Origin of the sequence: Gilliamella sp. B14384G12 (genome assembly GCF_016101825.1) — a bacterium.
Lineage (GTDB): Bacteria > Pseudomonadota > Gammaproteobacteria > Enterobacterales > Orbaceae > Gilliamella > Gilliamella apicola_N.
The window spans coordinates 254750-270693 of the sequence record NZ_JACFPU010000001.1 but is presented as its reverse complement, the minus strand read 5'-3'; the positions used below and the strand labels follow the sequence as shown (position 1 = coordinate 270693).

Here is a 15944-nt window from a genome sequence, read left to right as displayed (position 1 = left end):
ATAAAGAATAACTAGATTAGGAATAAATTATGAGTAAACCGATTGTATTTAGTGGCGCTCAGCCATCAGGCGAACTAACACTTGGCAACTATTTAGGGGCTTTAAAAAACTGGGTAGCGTTGCAAAACGAATATGATTGCGTTTATTGTATCGTCAATCAGCACGCAATTACTGTACGTCAAGACCCACAAAAATTGCGCAAAGCAACCCTTGATACATTAGCCTTATATTTAGCATGTGGCATCGATCCGAAGCAAAGCACTATTTTTGTACAATCCCATGTACCCGCTCATGCTGAACTAGGTTGGGCATTAAACTGTTACACCTATTTTGGTGAACTCAGTCGAATGACACAGTTTAAGGACAAATCAGCTCGCCATGCCGAAAACATCAATGCGGGTCTATTTGATTATCCAGTTTTGATGGCTGCCGATATTTTATTATACCAAGCCAATTTAGTACCTGTTGGTGACGATCAAAAGCAACACCTTGAATTATCGCGTGATATTGCTATGCGTTTTAATGCGCTTTATGGCGATATCTTTACTATGCCAGAGCCTTTTATTGCTAAAGTTGGTGCACGGGTCATGTCATTACAAGATCCAACCAAAAAAATGTCTAAATCAGATGAAAACCGCAATAATGTGATTGGATTACTTGAAAATCCTAAAGACGTTGAGAAGAAAATCAAACGAGCAATGACCGATTCTGACGAACCACCAGTCGTACGTTATGATTTAAAAAATAAAGCTGGTGTATCTAACTTACTCGATATCTTAACAGGTATTACAGGTAAACCTATTGCTGAACTTGAAAAAGAGTTTGAAGGCAAAATGTACGGACACCTTAAAACTGAAGTGGCAGCTCAAGTGATTGATATGTTAACAGCGTTACAAACTAAATATCACCAATATCGTGATGATGAAAATTACTTACATTCAATCATGCAAGAAGGTGCAGAAAAAGCACGTTCAAAAGCCGAACCAACCTTGAAAAAGGTTTATGACGCAATTGGTTTTGTATAAACAATTTTAATAAACTGTTTTTAAAAAAATAAACCATTAACTGCTAAACCACAAACTGATAGTTATAACTTAAAATCGCTAACTATCACAAAAAAATAGTATAGATTGGCTTTAATCAATTAATTTAGTGAATAACGATTAAAGCCATCTAAATATATGGGTTAGTTATGAAGATTATTATTCTTGGTGCTGGACAAACAGGCAGTGCTTTAGCTGAATACCTTGTTACCGAAAAACAAAACGATGTAACGGTGGTCGATGAAGATCATGATAAATTGCAATCTTTACAAGAGCGTTTTGATTTACAGGTCATTTGTGGCAAATCATCTTATCCACAAGTATTAGAAAGTGCGGGTGCTGAATCAGCTGATATGCTGGTTGCCGTCACTAATTCGGACGAAGTGAATATGATGGCCTGTCAAATAGGTCACGTTATGTTCAATATTCCGCAAAAAGTCGCACGTATTCGTGCACCGGAATATAACGACGAAAAATATCCATTTTTCAATAAAGATTGCATTAATATCGACCATATTATTGCTCCAGAAAATCTGATCACCAATCACGTAAGTCAGTTAGTACAATATCCAGGCTCGTTACAGTTTGCCTCTTTTTACGATAACCGTGTATGTTTGGTTGCAGTGACGGCTTACTATGGTGGAGCCTTAGTCGGAAGCGAATTGTCTGAACTGAAAGAACATTTACCCCATGTTGAAGCCAGAGTGGTTGCAATATATCGAAAAAATCGCTTTATTCGCCCATTAGGCTCCACACTCATTGAAGCGGGTGATATGGTTTATTTCATCACCCCACCTAGCAATATCAAAGCAGTAACAAGTGAATTACAGCGTCTAGAAAAACCTTATAAACGCATCATAATTAGTGGTGGTGGTGGCATCGCCATTGCTTTAGCTAAACGTTTAGAGAATGACTATCAAGTTAAATTAATTGAACGTAATGCTGAACGTGCCGAATTAATTGCCGAACAGCTGGTTAATACCACTGTTTTACATGGTGAATCGTCAGATCAAGAGTTGCTATCACAAGAACAAGTTGAACTAACGGATCTGTTTATTGCTGTAACGAGTGACGATGAATCTAACATTATGTCATCCATGTTAGCTAAAAGAATGGGCGCTAAAAAAGTGATTGTTTTAATCCAAAAGCAAGCCTACCTTGAACTGATTAATGATAGCGTTATAGATATTGCTATTTCACCACAACATGCCACTATTTCAGAGCTATTAAGCCATGTAAGGCAATCGGCGGTTGTCAAAGTGGTCTCTTTAAGACAGGGCGAATCTGAAATTGTCGAGGTGATTGCACATGGAGATAAAGAGAGTTCCAAACTAGTGGGTAAAAATATCAACGGTTTAAAATTACCTTCTGGTGCTACCATTGGTGCGGTAGTGCGTGGTGAAGATGTGATTATCGTTAATACAGACTTAACCATCGAAAGTAACGATCATCTCATCATCTTCTTACCTGACCGACGTGACATAACAGATATAGAAAAATTATTACAATAACTTGTGTTAAATTATTAGTCAGTCCATAATAAAAGCTCTTTTGACTCGGGGTGTTTTTTGTTGCTTACAAAAAACTGAGATTTTACCCGTTGAACCTGATCTGGATTATACCAGCGTAGGGAAGTCTAAGCCTTGAAAGTCCTCAATTGGCACACTCTTCCCTAAGCTAACTTTATAAATTGTTGTAAGGAAAGAATATGTCTGCCACTCAAGCCCTGCAAATAACCCAAGCAAGACCTTTTATCGATCATGTAAAACAACAACATCCATTAGTACACTGTATTACCAATGATGTGGTTCAAAATTTTACAGCGAATGTATTATTAGCAATTGGCGCATCACCAGCCATGGTCATTGCTAAGCAAGAGGTTGCCTCTTTTGTGCAAATTGCCAATAGTTTACTAATCAATGTTGGCACCCTTGATAGCAATAGTGCAGAAAGCATGTTATTAGCGGCTGCCAGTGCTCAAAAAAATCACATACCATGGGTACTCGATCCGGTCGCAGTCGGACCAGCACTTGCTTATCGTACCGATATTGTTCATCAATTAATTGGTTATAAACCTACCGTTATTCGTGGTAATGCTTCAGAAATATTAGCCTTAAATGGCGATAACTCATCTGCCAAAGGCCCTGACGGTCAAGATTCTACTGAATCAGCCTTAAATGCAGCTAAACAACTTGCCCAAAAACTCCAAACCATCATTAGTATTACTGGGGATATTGATTATATCACTAATGGTGAACAGACTTACTGCATCACAGGCGGGGATATAGCATTAACTAAAATTACTGGTACTGGTTGCTCGCTATCAGCCATGGTTGCAGCTTTTATTGCTGGCTCATCTAATACCTTACTTGCTACAGCGTCAGCCTGTTTTATGATGAAAAAATCTGGAGAGCTTGCCAACAAACAACAAGGGTTAGGCACTTATGCGGTATCGCTGATCGATCAGCTTTCACTATTTAACCCATCACAAGTATAAGGAAATCAGATGAATAAACGTCTCGACTTAAGTCTCTATTTAGTTCTAGATCCAATCTTATGTGGTGGTATTACTGGTATGGTAGAGACCACAAAAATCGCTGTTGCTAATGGGGTAACCGCCGTTCAATTAAGATCAGAACATGAATTTTCTGGTAAAAATTGGTATTACGCAGCATTAGCATTAAAAGAAGTGTTAAGCGATACCCATGTTCCTTTATTTATTAACGATCATGTTGATATAGCCCTAGCAATTGATGCCGATGGTGTCCATATTGGGCAAAGCGATTTACCTGTTGATGTCACACGTAAATTAATTGGCAATGACAAATGGCTAGGATTTTCGGTCGCTAATCGCCAACAACTTAATGAAGTCCCATGGCAACTTGTCGATTATATTGGGATTGGTCCAATTTATCCTACCACCACGAAACAAGATGCCGCACCAGCAATGGGCATGCCACAATTAACTCAATTAGTTAAGCTAAAACAGCGCCCTGCTGTGGCAATAGGTGGTATTAATGCCAATAATGCTACCCCAATATTGCAAAGTGGTATTGAAGGCATCGCTGTTGTTTCGGCAATTTGTGGTCAAAAAGATATACAACAAGCCACACTATCGCTACTTGAAAAAATCCAACAAGATAAAAATAATAAGGGGTAATATTATGACAACCGTTGCTTTAACCATTGCCGGTTCTGATCCAAGTGGTGGTGCAGGTATCCAAGCAGATTTAAAAACCTTTTCAGCTCTCGGAGCCTATGGAATGTCAGTAATCACCGCCCTTACCGCACAAAGTACTCAAGGCGTTGATAGCGTATTGGCAATTGATCCTACATTTGTGGCTAAACAATTTAATACCCTATATCACGATATAAAAATTGATAGCGTGAAAATGGGAATGCTAATGAATAAAGAGATCGTAACGACTGTTTATCATCTGCTAAACAATAACCCTATTGCTAACATTGTGCTTGATACGGTGATGATCGCTAAAGGGGGACATACGCTGTTAAAATCTGACGCAGTTAGTGCTATTCGTGAACTATTAATACCTTTATCAACGGTAATAACACCCAATCTTCCCGAAGCAGCAGCGTTACTCGATTGTGAAGAAGCAAAAAACGAAGATCAAATGCAACAGCAAGGTCATGAGTTATTGAAATTAGGTTGTAAAGCAGTTTTAATGAAAGGTGGGCATTTACCCAGTCCAGAGAGCCCGGATTATTTAATAACCCCAATGCAAACGATTAGAATGGTCTCACCACGAATTCAAACTAAAAATACTCATGGTACGGGTTGCACATTATCAGCAGCAATTGGGGCACTGCTGCCTAAACATGGTTTAGAAGATGCCATACATCAAGCGAAAGACTATTTGCAAGGTGCAATTACTCATGCAGATGATTTAAATATTGGTCAAGGAATTGGTCCAACGCACCATTTTTATCAGTGGTGGTAGATTAAATTTTTTAATAAATACTGAAACTGGTGTGCCGAAAAAAAAGTTAATATGATTTTTAAATATAACGACACACCAACAGGACATAAATATCTAAAATTATCTCAATCCCAATTTCAATTAATCAATGGAATTGGCTTTTTTATTACTCAAAGACCAATAACCATCAAAAACATAGGAATTAAAATCACGATTACATTTAACATAAATCACAAATACGCTATCTTTAAGAAGTAATCCTTTAAGATACGGAGCATGATTCAAAAGGTTTTGCTCTCTCTTTCCATGCAATCATGATTTTTGTATTGAAAGATTTGTACATCAAATAAACTAATGCAGATTCTTTGCTTCACTCACACTACAGTGGAGCGATCCTTGTTTTGTATCTTTATTTTCTGAATAGAGTGCCCAGCAACTCTTCATTGAAAGATCAATCTTTTTGGTGATTGCAACTCCGCTCGCATATTGACAAACAACATAATAAGGAGCGGTATCTTTGACATGATTCACTTCCCATACTAATTTTTGTTGTTGGCCATCAATTGTGCCTCTTGCAGGTACCAATGAAGCTTTGTTAGCGGGTTTATCATAAAAAAGTCCCAAATTAAAAAAAGATGAAGTGTAAGTTCTATTTTCCGAAATTTCCCATCCATCTGGCATTTCTTCAACTTTGACTTTGATTGTCATCTCTTTTGGACAATCAATCTGATATGCATTTACAGTAAAAACACTTGCCAAACAAGCAATGGTTATCATAGCGCTGTATAATCTTTTTCCTTTCATATTCTAGTTTCCTTTAAAAACTGTCTTTGCTATTAATAAATAGGAAAAACAATTAATATTAAAATAATTACGACAATTACATAAAAACATTGGATCGCTATAATTGCCCTTTTAATAAATTCGATTATTAATTATTCTAGTTTGATAATAAAGTTTAGACCTAATTATTTGTTTCGTTTGTTTCATTATTGGTACAGTTAAGTGAAACAATACTATTTTCTACTTTGCCATATTTATCCTCAGAATAAAAACTCTTGCAAATATTCACCGAACGATCAATTTTTTTTATCAATTGGATAAAACTTCCGTCATAACTACAATTGACATAAAATGGCACATCTTCAATAGGCGGACTTACCAGCCATGTAAGCTCAAACTGTTTACCCCAATTTTTACGACCGATTAAAGTTTCTTGAGGCTTTTGTTCTATCATTTTAACGGGTTTATTGTAAAAAACAGATAGGCTAGCAGGTTCATATAAAGCACTATCTTCACTCTCAATAACTTCCCAGCCATCAGGAAGGTTTTCGACAGATGTTTTAACTTTGAGTGCTTTAGGACATTCAATTTGATAAGCATTCACAGCAAAAACGGCAGCCAACCAAGCCATTGAAACGACAGTAATGCGTAAGATTTTTTTATTCATCTTATAAATCCTTTTAAAATCAATTATTACTTAAATGATTATGCCAACACCGTAACAAAGATCAAGATGAATTAATCTTTTAAGTAAAATAAGAAATTTTTCATAAACAAATTTGTTAAAAAGTTTCAGGTAATGCATACGTTTCAGTAAAAACAGTGATATTTGTAAAAATTATTCAGGAGTCTATACCGTTTCATTATCAATTTGGAAGGCAATTTGTTTACTATTACGAGATATTTTTTTAGCTATATTTATCAAATTATTCAAAATTATAAATGATATTTTCCGCTCTATCTTTCACTGTACTTTTCTTCGGAAATCTGCCTGCATTGGGGTTAATTGTCGTTGCGGTTGATGAAATAGGGCATTGGAATAATAAAACGCTTATATCTTGTATTTTTATTGCTATGATTTTATTTATGATATTTATTAAAATTCAAAATCATTCTAAATATCCCTTATTGCCGTTAGATATATTTCGTTCCAAGATATACAGTTTGGCAGTAATTTCTTCAATTTTGATTTTTATCTCTCAAGGAATAGCATTGGTCAGTTTACCATTTGTATTACAGCATACTTATGGTTATTCAGTACTTGAATCAGCATTTATATTTACTCCATGGCCTGTAGCTGTAGCATTTTGTGCACCACTAGCGGGCATACTTTCTAATCATTTTAATCCAACTAAAATATCTTCAATTGGTGCAGTCCTTTTTTGTTTAGGATTAAGCTCATTAGCTTTTTTACCTGAAACTGTATCTACGATTAATATTTTATGGCGAGTCGCTATTTGTGGAGTAGGCTATGGTTTATTTATCCCTCCTAATAATAAAGAAATGTTTACTAATGTTAAAAAAAATCGAACTGTTATTGCTTCTGGAATGTTGTCGACAGCCAGAACAACAGGTCAGTCAATTGGTGCCGCCATTGTGGTAGTGATAATTATCGCATTAGATGGTGTTGGAGGAATAGACTTTGTAAGATTTGTTTTTTATGTTTTTAGTTTCGCAAGCCTTATAGCTGCATTCTCGTCTATAATGAGTGTATCACGTATCCACCGTTAACTAAGTTACGCACCCACTTATGATGGTATAGACTCCTGAATAATTTTTACAAAAACTAAACATAATCTATTAAAATTTCTAGAGAATTTGCTTTAGCGTTTCTTCAATTACTCTGTAATATAAAAAAGGCGATTTTTTACTTAATCGCCTAAATTTATTAATATTTAAGTAGATATTATTAATTTCTAATACGAAATACCCACAAATTCAAATCCAGCGTCATTAATTGCTGCAATTGCTGCTTCTTGCGAGATTGTACCACCTTCTATATCAACTTCATGCTTAGCAAGATCTACCGTTACTTTCGCTTTGGAATCGATAGCATTGATTGCTTTCGTGATAGTATTGACACAATGTTGGCAACTCATATTATCGACTATTAATTTCATCATTAACCCCTTTTGGTTATTTAATAATTTAATTACTCATTTAGCAAAATTAAGGTATCCCCTAAATAAAAATAAGTTTGCTAGCTAAGTAAGGCGTAATAACTATATTACGCCAATAAACTGATAAAAAAAATAGTTTGGAATATTTTTAAAACCACTCAATTAAATATACTGTTCCAATAAACAACTGATCATCATAATTGAAATAAATAACGGTACTAATATTAGCTCGTGACCTTCAATAAAGCTATCTGACTTATTTTTTTAAATATATCGTCATATCCGCCATATGTGTAGGAATAGATGGTAATGCCAGATGTTGCTGTATTTATTGTGAGTAATCTCCCTTTATTTTAGCTGCTAAGCTAGCCATACCACTAAAAAAGACAAATTGATGTTGGAATTTACGAAGTAGGTAACTGATATAAAAAATCCCAGCTTTTAGGCTGAGATCTTAATTATTTGCCAAATATCTTAATTCCGAAACGACGGCATTCTAAATACCAGAGACCGATACCAGTTGTAATACCCAAAGGAGCTATTTTGCAGGCTATATATATCCTCAGTGTTAATTACAAATTGATTTGTTTTAAAATAAAACAAAATGGAAAATAGTAAACTTATAATTAAAATAATCAAAAACAACAGTGAAGGCATCGCTATACATAAAAATAATAATGCTAAATATTTTCTATTCTTCATATTACTTTCTCCTTTTCAAATTATTAATTTTATTATCAATTAATTCTCATCTAGCGAAAATCACGACTCTTTTAGTAATATTGGATATAAAGCTTTGCGCAGCAGGTTTAGTAATTATCAAAATACTAATTAATACTTATTTATATTGCTTCAAAATAAAACAGTAATTGTATTTGACTTACTTATCAGATCAAAATGAAAGAAAATAACTTAAAAAATTATTGGTAAATATAACTTCAATAATGCCACAAGCTCTAAATAACTATTTAAAAAGCCAGATAAAAAAGGGCATCTAATGAAGTTACCTAAATTAAAAACTATTTATTGTCTATTTTATCAACAAATATATGAATACTACATCTAGTTCAGATAAAAAAATCAAGCAGCACAAAAATAAAATTGGTAACGATATAATTGACTTTCAAATATAAAAAATTAATCATCCTTTTGATAGGTTAACGTAAAAAACTATTTAGAATAAATCGATAAAAGATTATTAATAGTTGCAACAAATACCTTTTAAATTTAGTTAGTCGATATTTTTTGTAAAAATAATTCAGAACTGTATGCCATTTAATTAATATTTTTGCATTTGATATGATTATATATGTTTGATAATTTACCGTATATTTTAATAATATTACCAATATACCTTGTATTACTTTTAATAAAAGATAAAATCAAACTTATTATTTAACCGTTCAAATATTAAGTGCATGAGTAAAAAATCAAATATTAAGTGTACCAGTAAAGATTTAGAGAAGGTTAGTAGATTTTTAAGCTATATATTAAGGCATAAACCAGAAGCAATAGGTATCACATTAGATAGTAATGGTTGGGTTGGAATAGATGTTTTAATTCGGCAAGCGAAGAAACATGGTATGCAAATTTCTCAAGATTTAATTACCGAAGTCGTTAGAACTAATGATAAAAAACGCTTTACTCTGTCCGAAGATAATTTAAAAATTCGTGCAGCACAAGGGCATTCAACTAAGCAAGTTAATATAGCGTATAATGAGAAAACTCCGCCTGAATATTTGTATCATGGTACAGCAACTCATTTTCTTGATTCAATTTTTCAACAAGGTTTGATTGCAGGCGAACGTCATTATGTTCATATTTCAATTGATGAAAAAACAGCCGTAACCGTTGGTAAACGTCATGGAAAACCAATTGTCTTAAGAATTAACGCATTAGCAATGTTTCAACAAGGTTTTAAGTTTTATTTAGCCGATAATGGGGTTTGGTTAACGAATAATGTGCCAAGCCAATTTTTAGAAGTTATTTAAAATAAATCAGTATAACTAAAAAAATAATTTCTATTCATTTGCATAATAATAATTTAATTAAGGTTGAGCACTGATGAATCCCCTAATGATTTTGGTAAAAATCATTAAGTTAAGGTGGATACACATCTTGTCATATGATCAAATGGTTTCGCGAAAAATCAATAATCAGACAACAAGATGTGCGAACTCGATATTTTACACGACTCTCTTTACCAATTCTGCCCCGAATTACACTTAAAACGACTCAACAGCTTAACGTTGGCTTGCCACGCATTACTTGACTGTAAAACTCTCACTCTTACCGAACTTGGCCGTAACCTGCCAACCAAAGCGAGAACAAAACATAACATCAAACGAATCGACCGATTGTTAGGTAATCGTCACCTCCACAAAGAGCGACTCGCTGTATACCGTTGGCATGCTAGCTTTATCTGTTCGGGCAATACGATGCCCATTGTACTTGTTGACTGGTCTGATATTCGTGAGCAAAAACGACTTATGGTATTGCGAGCTTCAGTCGCACTACACGGTCGTTCTGTTACTCTTTATGAGAAAGCGTTCCCGCTTTCAGAGCAATGTTCAAAGAAAGCTCATGACCAATTTCTAGCCGACCTTGCGAGCATTCTACCGAGTAACACCACACCGCTCATTGTCAGTGATGCTGGCTTTAAAGTGCCATGGTATAAATCCGTTGAGAAGCTGGGTTGGTACTGGTTAAGTCGAGTAAGAGGAAAAGTACAATATGCAGACCTAGGAGCGGAAAACTGGAAACCTATCAGCAACTTACATGATATGTCATCTAGTCACTCAAAGACTTTAGGCTATAAGAGGCTGACTAAAAGCAATCCAATCTCATGCCAAATTCTATTGTATAAATCTCGCTCTAAAGGCCGAAAAAATCAGCGCTCGACACGGACTCATTGTCACCACCCGTCACCTAAAATCTACTCAGCGTCGGCAAAGGAGCCATGGGTTCTAGCAACTAACTTACCTGTTGAAATTCGAACACCCAAACAACTTGTTAATATCTATTCGAAGCGAATGCAGATTGAAGAAACCTTCCGAGACTTGAAAAGTCCTGCCTACGGACTAGGCCTACGCCATAGCCGAACGAGCAGCTCAGAGCGTTTTGATATCATGCTGCTAATCGCCCTGATGCTTCAACTAACATGTTGGCTTGCGGGCGTTCATGCTCAGAAACAAGGTTGGGACAAGCACTTCCAGGCTAACACAGTCAGAAATCGAAACGTACTCTCAACAGTTCGCTTAGGCATGGAAGTTTTGCGGCATTCTGGCTACACAATAACAAGGGAAGACTTACTCGTGGCTGCAACCCTACTAGCTCAAAATTTATTCACACATGGTTACGCTTTGGGGAAATTATGAGGGGATCTCTCAGTGCATTGCCTCCAATTCCCATAATTTATTACGCCGATAATAACTTGGTGTAACCTTAAAAATGTACTTAAATCGACGTGTAAAAGATTGTTGGGAATCAAATTGATATTTTAATGCGATCTCAAGGATAGTTTTTTTCGTCAACCTCAACTCAACAGCCGCTTTCGTCAAACGACGAGCACGAATATAGCTAGCCAGTGTGACCCCTGTTACTTTTTTGAACAGCCGCTGAAAATACCACTTGGTATAACCCGCTTTATTCGCCACATCATCAAGCAGTAAAGACTGATCTAAATTATGTTCAATCCATAATAGAACATCTTTGATAACCGTTGTATGAAACTGCTTATCATCATATCTTAATTGGATGTTATTAGCTTTATTTTGATAGCGAGAATGCTGTTCAATATACATAAAATAACCTAAATGTTCTTAAGATTGTCACGACCACATCATCATGATACCATAAACATACTGACGGTATGTTATTTTAAATCTATCATGGAAAATAAAAATCATCAACAAGAAAATTTTAAGAGTACCTATCAATCACTGGTTAACTCAGCACGAATATTGTTTGTTGAAAAAGGCTATCAAGCTGTTTCAATAGATGAGATCTCGGGAAAAGCGTTGGTGACCAAAGGTGCCTTTTATCATCACTTTAAAAATAAAAAACAATTACTCAGTGCCTGTTATAAGCAGCAATTAATTATGATTGATGCCTACATCACAACAAAAACTGATTTAACAAATGGTTGGTCTGCCTTAGAAAGTATATTTGAACATTATCTTGATTATATTATTGATAATAATAAAAACCTTATCCCTATCCAAGAAGTGATGCCTATCATTGGTTGGAATGAACTTGAAAAAATTAGCCTTGAATACATTACTGGTAAGGTAAACGCCATTGTCAGCAAATTGATCCAAGAGAACCAACTTAAAGCTTATGATGATGATGTGCTTAAAAACTTACTCAATGGCTGGTTTATGCATATCGCAATACATGCGAAAAACCTAAAAGAGCTTGCCGATAAAAAAGGCCAATTTATTGCTATTTACCGCGGCTTTTTATTGAGCTTGAAAGATAAATAAAATAGATAGGTTTTATTTGAAGCTAAATCTTCTTTATCGTAAAAAATGCCCTCTTGGGTTATCAAGAGGGTCATTATATTTCGCGGAATAACATCATTTGGTGACGAAATAACTAAGCACTTGTCTCCTGTTTACTCCCCTGAGCTTGAGGGGTTAACATGAAGGTCATCGATAGCAGGATAATAATACAGTAAAACGCTAAACCAATAATCCAAATCCAGCCATCCCAAATTGGTAGTGAATGATTATAAATAACAGCAAACAGTAATGGGCCAATAACACCGGTTGCATTGGTAAGGCTCACCAATAATCCCTGTAAAGCACCTTGCTGATGACTCTTTGTTTGGATAGACATCACTCCCTGTAATGCAGGTAAAGCGATCCCACCACCAGCCAATAAAATTAAAACAGGGAAAACTAACCAACCTTCAGATATAAACGCTAAAAAGGCAAATGCACTACTATCTGCAATAAATCCGAGCAGTACTGCCGTTTTTTCGCCCCATTTAGTGGCTATTCTTCCTGCCACAAAGGCTTGGAATACTGAGTGTAAAAGACCAAGACCCGCTAATGAAAAGCCAACCATCATGCTATTCCATCCAAAACGATTTTCGGTAAATAGCACCCACACCGTTGCGGGAATTTGGCCTATCAATTGCGCTGAAAAATAAATAATCAACAAAATGGGCATCGTTTTAAATAAAGTGATGTATACCGAATTCGATTGCGTCTCAACCCCTACTTCGGTATCTGTATTATCACGTGTATTTTTGGTTTCACGGAACCAAAACATAACCACAAGGAAAGTGACAATATTTAGCAACGCAGCGATAAAAAAGGGACTATGCGGTGAAATCTCTCCTGCAAAACCACCAATAATAGGCCCCGCTATTAAACCAAGCCCAAAACTTGCCCCTAACCAACCGAACCACTTCACGCGTTGAGAAGCTGAGGTGGTATCGGCAATGACCGATGCCGCGACAGCCCCAGTAGCTCCTGTGATCCCTGAAAGCAAACGGCCTAAATACAGCATCCAAAGCGCACTTGAAAAAGCCAGCAATAAGTAATCCAGCGATGCGCCTATTAATGACAACAACAGCACTGGGCGCCGACCAAATCGGTCAGACATTTTTCCAAGCCAAGGAGCAAAGATAACCTGCATTAACGCATAAAGTGCAAGCAATACGCCAAAGTGGTTAGCGATATCTTCCGAAGCAATAAATTCACGTAATAACGTTGGCAAGACTGGCATGATAAGGCCAATCCCCATGGCATCGAGTAACGTAATTACCAATGCGATCTTTGTCGAACTATTCATTTCACTTTTCTCTATCACTGATAGGGAGTGGTAAAATAACTCTATCAATGATAGAGTGTCAACAAAAATTAGGAATTAATGATGTCTAGATTAGATAAAAGTAAAGTGATTAACAGCGCATTAGAGCTGCTTAATGAGGTCGGAATCGAAGGTTTAACAACCCGTAAACTCGCCCAGAAGCTAGGTGTAGAGCAGCCTACATTGTATTGGCATGTAAAAAATAAGCGGGCTTTGCTCGACGCCTTAGCCATTGAGATGTTAGATAGGCACCATACTCACTTTTGCCCTTTAGAAGGGGAAAGCTGGCAAGATTTTTTACGTAATAACGCTAAAAGTTTTAGATGTGCTTTACTAAGTCATCGCGATGGAGCAAAAGTACATTTAGGTACACGGCCTACAGAAAAACAGTATGAAACTCTCGAAAATCAATTAGCCTTTTTATGCCAACAAGGTTTTTCACTAGAGAATGCATTATATGCACTCAGCGCTGTGGGGCATTTTACTTTAGGTTGCGTATTGGAAGATCAAGAGCATCAAGTCGCTAAAGAAGAAAGGGAAACACCTACTACTGATAGTATGCCGCCATTATTACGACAAGCTATCGAATTATTTGATCACCAAGGTGCAGAGCCAGCCTTCTTATTCGGCCTTGAATTGATCATATGCGGATTAGAAAAACAACTTAAATGTGAAAGTGGGTCTTAAAAGCAGCATAACCTTTTTCCGTGATGGTAACTTCACGGTAACCAAGATGTCGAGTTAACCACCCTTTAGATTCATAAAGCGAAAATAATGCGGCTCCAACGTACCCACCTAAATGGAAACGGCGTTCACTCCAATCTAAACACGCACAACAGATTTTACGTGAATGTTTGGAAGGAACGTCAATTCCCATTTCATGAAAATATTGAATACCACTTAATGTGATCATTGAACCATTTTCAGTGATCCATTGCTGTTGACAAAGGGAATCATAGATCTTAACGGCAACTTCGCCAGCTAAATGATCATAGCAAGTACGTGCTTTTCGTAAATGCACTGGCGTGGAAACTTTGGCATGTACGCCATGGTTTAAGGAGATCCCCATCATACTTTCCATCAATTCAGCAATATCTTTTCCTGCTAGCCGAAAATAACGATGCTTGCCTTGAGCTACTACTGTGATTAGCTGGCAATCTAATAATTTAGATAAATGACTGCTCGCCGTTGAAGCTGATATATTCGCCACAGAACTTAGCTCAGTGGCCGTCCAAGCTCGCCCATCCATCAAAGCACTGAGTATTTTAACTCGTGAAATGTCAGACATAGCCGCCCCTATCGCGGCTATTGAGGACTCAAAGGTAACCTCTTTTCGTATTAAATTAGCCATCGCAAGTTCACTTTATTGCCCAAGGGAGCGTAACAGATGCAGCCATACTATCATTGTCCGTTATTAATATCAGTTGGTTAGCATGGTCACTGTATTGCACTAAAATATTAATGTTATTCTCCGCCAATACTCGTGCTATTTCGCCAAGTTCCCCCGGTTTTTCCTGTTTTAACTTACGAATTAATGGTGTCCGGATCGCAAGTACTAACAGTCCAGCTTGCTCTAGCGCTATTTTAGCTTCCTTTCCTTGTTCAACAAGAAAATGAGCATGGCATTCATCACCAACCGTAAATATCCCTCCCCCTTCCAATCCAATACCTTTATTACCTAATGTTTTTCCTAGTAATGCTAATTGTCCTATTTGATTATCTAAAACAACGTGAACATCAAACATTATCCTTGTCCTTTTTAAATGAATATTCGCGAGTAATATGAGCAATACTAATTTTGTAAAAATCAAATATTGACTCTCGCCCTTCTTGTTGAGCTTTCGCATGTAAAACATGATTTTTCCATTGCAGAACTGCGTATTCGTTTTCCCACCAAGATAGCGATAACATTTTTCCTTCTGTAGCTAGACTTTGAAAACGTTCAATTGAAATAAAACCAGCTACATGACTTAATAGTGGTCTTAACTCCTCAGCTAAAGTCAAATAGCGAGTTTGTTGGTCGGGTTGTATTTGCACCTCAAATATTACAGCAATCATATTTTTCTCCGTTATTAATCAACAAACAGAGTAATCCACCCGAAAATTAACACTTCGATAAGCAACGAAATATAGAAAGGTCATGCTGCTGTTTTATGTTGTATATCACACTTCTTTAAATTGCTCGGCCTGCGCTTATCATGTTCTCCTTCTCTTATAATTTTGTTTATTATTTATACTTT

17 protein-coding genes, 1 pseudogene and 1 riboswitch are annotated in these 15944 nt (G+C 36.2%); of the genes and pseudogenes, 10 read left to right on the top strand and 8 right to left on the bottom strand.

Translation table 11 applies throughout. From position 1 onward, the window contains the following. The first annotated feature begins 29 nt into the window (after positions 1-29). The 5 genes from trpS to thiD all read left to right on the top strand — a co-directional run bounded on the left by trpS (position 30) and on the right by thiD (position 5002). Entirely contained in the window at positions 30-1025 is a 996-nt protein-coding gene (gene trpS / locus H3S73_RS01205; RefSeq protein ID WP_198235696.1) for a tryptophan--tRNA ligase, read from the top strand. 167 nt (positions 1026-1192) lie between these two features. Further along, positions 1193-2554, top strand: a complete 1362-nt coding sequence (trkA, locus tag H3S73_RS01200) for a Trk system potassium transporter TrkA (RefSeq protein ID WP_065738633.1) — start codon at positions 1193-1195, stop codon at positions 2552-2554. Between the two features lie 36 nt (positions 2555-2590). Next, a riboswitch (TPP riboswitch) is annotated at positions 2591-2693 on the top strand. 58 nt (positions 2694-2751) lie between these two features. After that, positions 2752-3540 carry a hydroxyethylthiazole kinase gene (gene thiM / locus H3S73_RS01195; protein WP_198235695.1) on the top strand — a complete coding sequence of 263 codons (789 nt, stop codon included), beginning with the start codon at positions 2752-2754 and terminating at the stop codon, positions 3538-3540. A gap of 9 nt (positions 3541-3549) precedes the next feature. Continuing rightward, positions 3550-4203 (top strand): thiamine phosphate synthase, encoded by a 654-nt coding sequence (gene thiE / locus H3S73_RS01190; RefSeq protein ID WP_198235694.1) that lies wholly within the window; start codon positions 3550-3552, stop codon positions 4201-4203. Positions 4204-4207: 4 nt separating this feature from the next. Then, a complete protein-coding gene (thiD, locus tag H3S73_RS01185; protein ID WP_198235693.1) occupies positions 4208-5002 on the top strand; it encodes a bifunctional hydroxymethylpyrimidine kinase/phosphomethylpyrimidine kinase in 795 nt (264 codons plus the stop codon). A gap of 330 nt (positions 5003-5332) precedes the next feature. Here thiD and H3S73_RS01180 read toward each other — a convergent pair whose 3' ends face one another. Together H3S73_RS01180 and H3S73_RS01175 are read right to left on the bottom strand one after the other, a co-directional pair. Continuing rightward, entirely contained in the window at positions 5333-5785 is a 453-nt protein-coding gene (locus tag H3S73_RS01180) for an STY0301 family protein (RefSeq protein ID WP_198235692.1), read from the bottom strand. 160 nt (positions 5786-5945) lie between these two features. Continuing rightward, positions 5946-6431: an STY0301 family protein gene (locus tag H3S73_RS01175; RefSeq protein ID WP_144091504.1), complete on the bottom strand. Its 486-nt coding sequence runs from the start codon at positions 6429-6431 to the stop codon at positions 5946-5948. A gap of 275 nt (positions 6432-6706) precedes the next feature. Between H3S73_RS01175 and H3S73_RS01170 the strand changes: the two genes are divergently transcribed. Next, the gene (locus H3S73_RS01170; RefSeq protein WP_198235691.1) at positions 6707-7495 is read left to right on the top strand and encodes an MFS transporter; all 789 of its coding nucleotides are present in this window, start codon (positions 6707-6709) and stop codon (positions 7493-7495) included. Positions 7496-7680: 185 nt separating this feature from the next. Here H3S73_RS01170 and H3S73_RS01165 read toward each other — a convergent pair whose 3' ends face one another. Beyond that, the gene (locus H3S73_RS01165) at positions 7681-7884 is read right to left on the bottom strand and encodes a heavy-metal-associated domain-containing protein (RefSeq protein ID WP_198226913.1); all 204 of its coding nucleotides are present in this window, start codon (positions 7882-7884) and stop codon (positions 7681-7683) included. A gap of 1418 nt (positions 7885-9302) precedes the next feature. On the opposite strand from H3S73_RS01165, the gene H3S73_RS01160 reads away from it, so the two are divergent. Next, positions 9303-9875, top strand: a complete 573-nt coding sequence (locus tag H3S73_RS01160) for an RNA 2'-phosphotransferase (RefSeq protein ID WP_086309499.1) — start codon at positions 9303-9305, stop codon at positions 9873-9875. Positions 9876-10052: 177 nt separating this feature from the next. Next, on the top strand, positions 10053-11261 hold the full coding sequence (locus tag H3S73_RS01155; RefSeq protein WP_001339197.1) for an IS4-like element ISVsa5 family transposase: 1209 nt from the start codon (positions 10053-10055) through the stop codon (positions 11259-11261). Between the two features lie 30 nt (positions 11262-11291). On the opposite strand, the pseudogene H3S73_RS01150 reads toward H3S73_RS01155, so the two are convergent. Continuing rightward, positions 11292-11687: pseudogene (locus H3S73_RS01150) on the bottom strand (helix-turn-helix domain-containing protein); the annotation flags it as partial. 87 nt (positions 11688-11774) lie between these two features. Here H3S73_RS01150 and tetC point away from each other — a divergent pair. Further along, on the top strand, positions 11775-12368 hold the full coding sequence (gene tetC, locus H3S73_RS01145) for a tetracyline resistance-associated transcriptional repressor TetC (RefSeq protein WP_000428546.1): 594 nt from the start codon (positions 11775-11777) through the stop codon (positions 12366-12368). Positions 12369-12480: 112 nt separating this feature from the next. Here the strand turns inward: tetC and tet(B) are convergent, their stop codons facing one another. After that, complete coding sequence (gene tet(B) / locus H3S73_RS01140) at positions 12481-13686, bottom strand: tetracycline efflux MFS transporter Tet(B) (protein WP_001089072.1); 1206 nt, start codon at positions 13684-13686, stop codon at positions 12481-12483. 81 nt (positions 13687-13767) lie between these two features. Between tet(B) and tetR(B) the strand changes: the two genes are divergently transcribed. Then, entirely contained in the window at positions 13768-14391 is a 624-nt protein-coding gene (gene tetR(B), locus H3S73_RS01135; protein WP_000088605.1) for a tetracycline resistance transcriptional repressor TetR(B), read from the top strand. Here the strand turns inward: tetR(B) and H3S73_RS01130 are convergent. Genes H3S73_RS01130 through H3S73_RS01120 form a run of 3 tightly spaced genes read right to left on the bottom strand, consistent with a single transcriptional unit; the run spans position 14369 to position 15762 of the window. Continuing rightward, positions 14369-15055 (bottom strand): helix-turn-helix transcriptional regulator, encoded by a 687-nt coding sequence (locus H3S73_RS01130; protein ID WP_001284954.1) that lies wholly within the window; start codon positions 15053-15055, stop codon positions 14369-14371. The genes tetR(B) and H3S73_RS01130 overlap by 23 nt on opposite strands. Before the next feature lie 7 nt (positions 15056-15062). Beyond that, complete coding sequence (locus tag H3S73_RS01125) at positions 15063-15449, bottom strand: hypothetical protein (protein ID WP_000460651.1); 387 nt, start codon at positions 15447-15449, stop codon at positions 15063-15065. Then, positions 15442-15762, bottom strand: a complete 321-nt coding sequence (locus tag H3S73_RS01120; RefSeq protein WP_000562370.1) for an antibiotic biosynthesis monooxygenase — start codon at positions 15760-15762, stop codon at positions 15442-15444. The genes H3S73_RS01125 and H3S73_RS01120 overlap by 8 nt, the downstream gene beginning before the upstream one ends. Between the last annotated feature and the right edge of the window lie 182 nt (positions 15763-15944).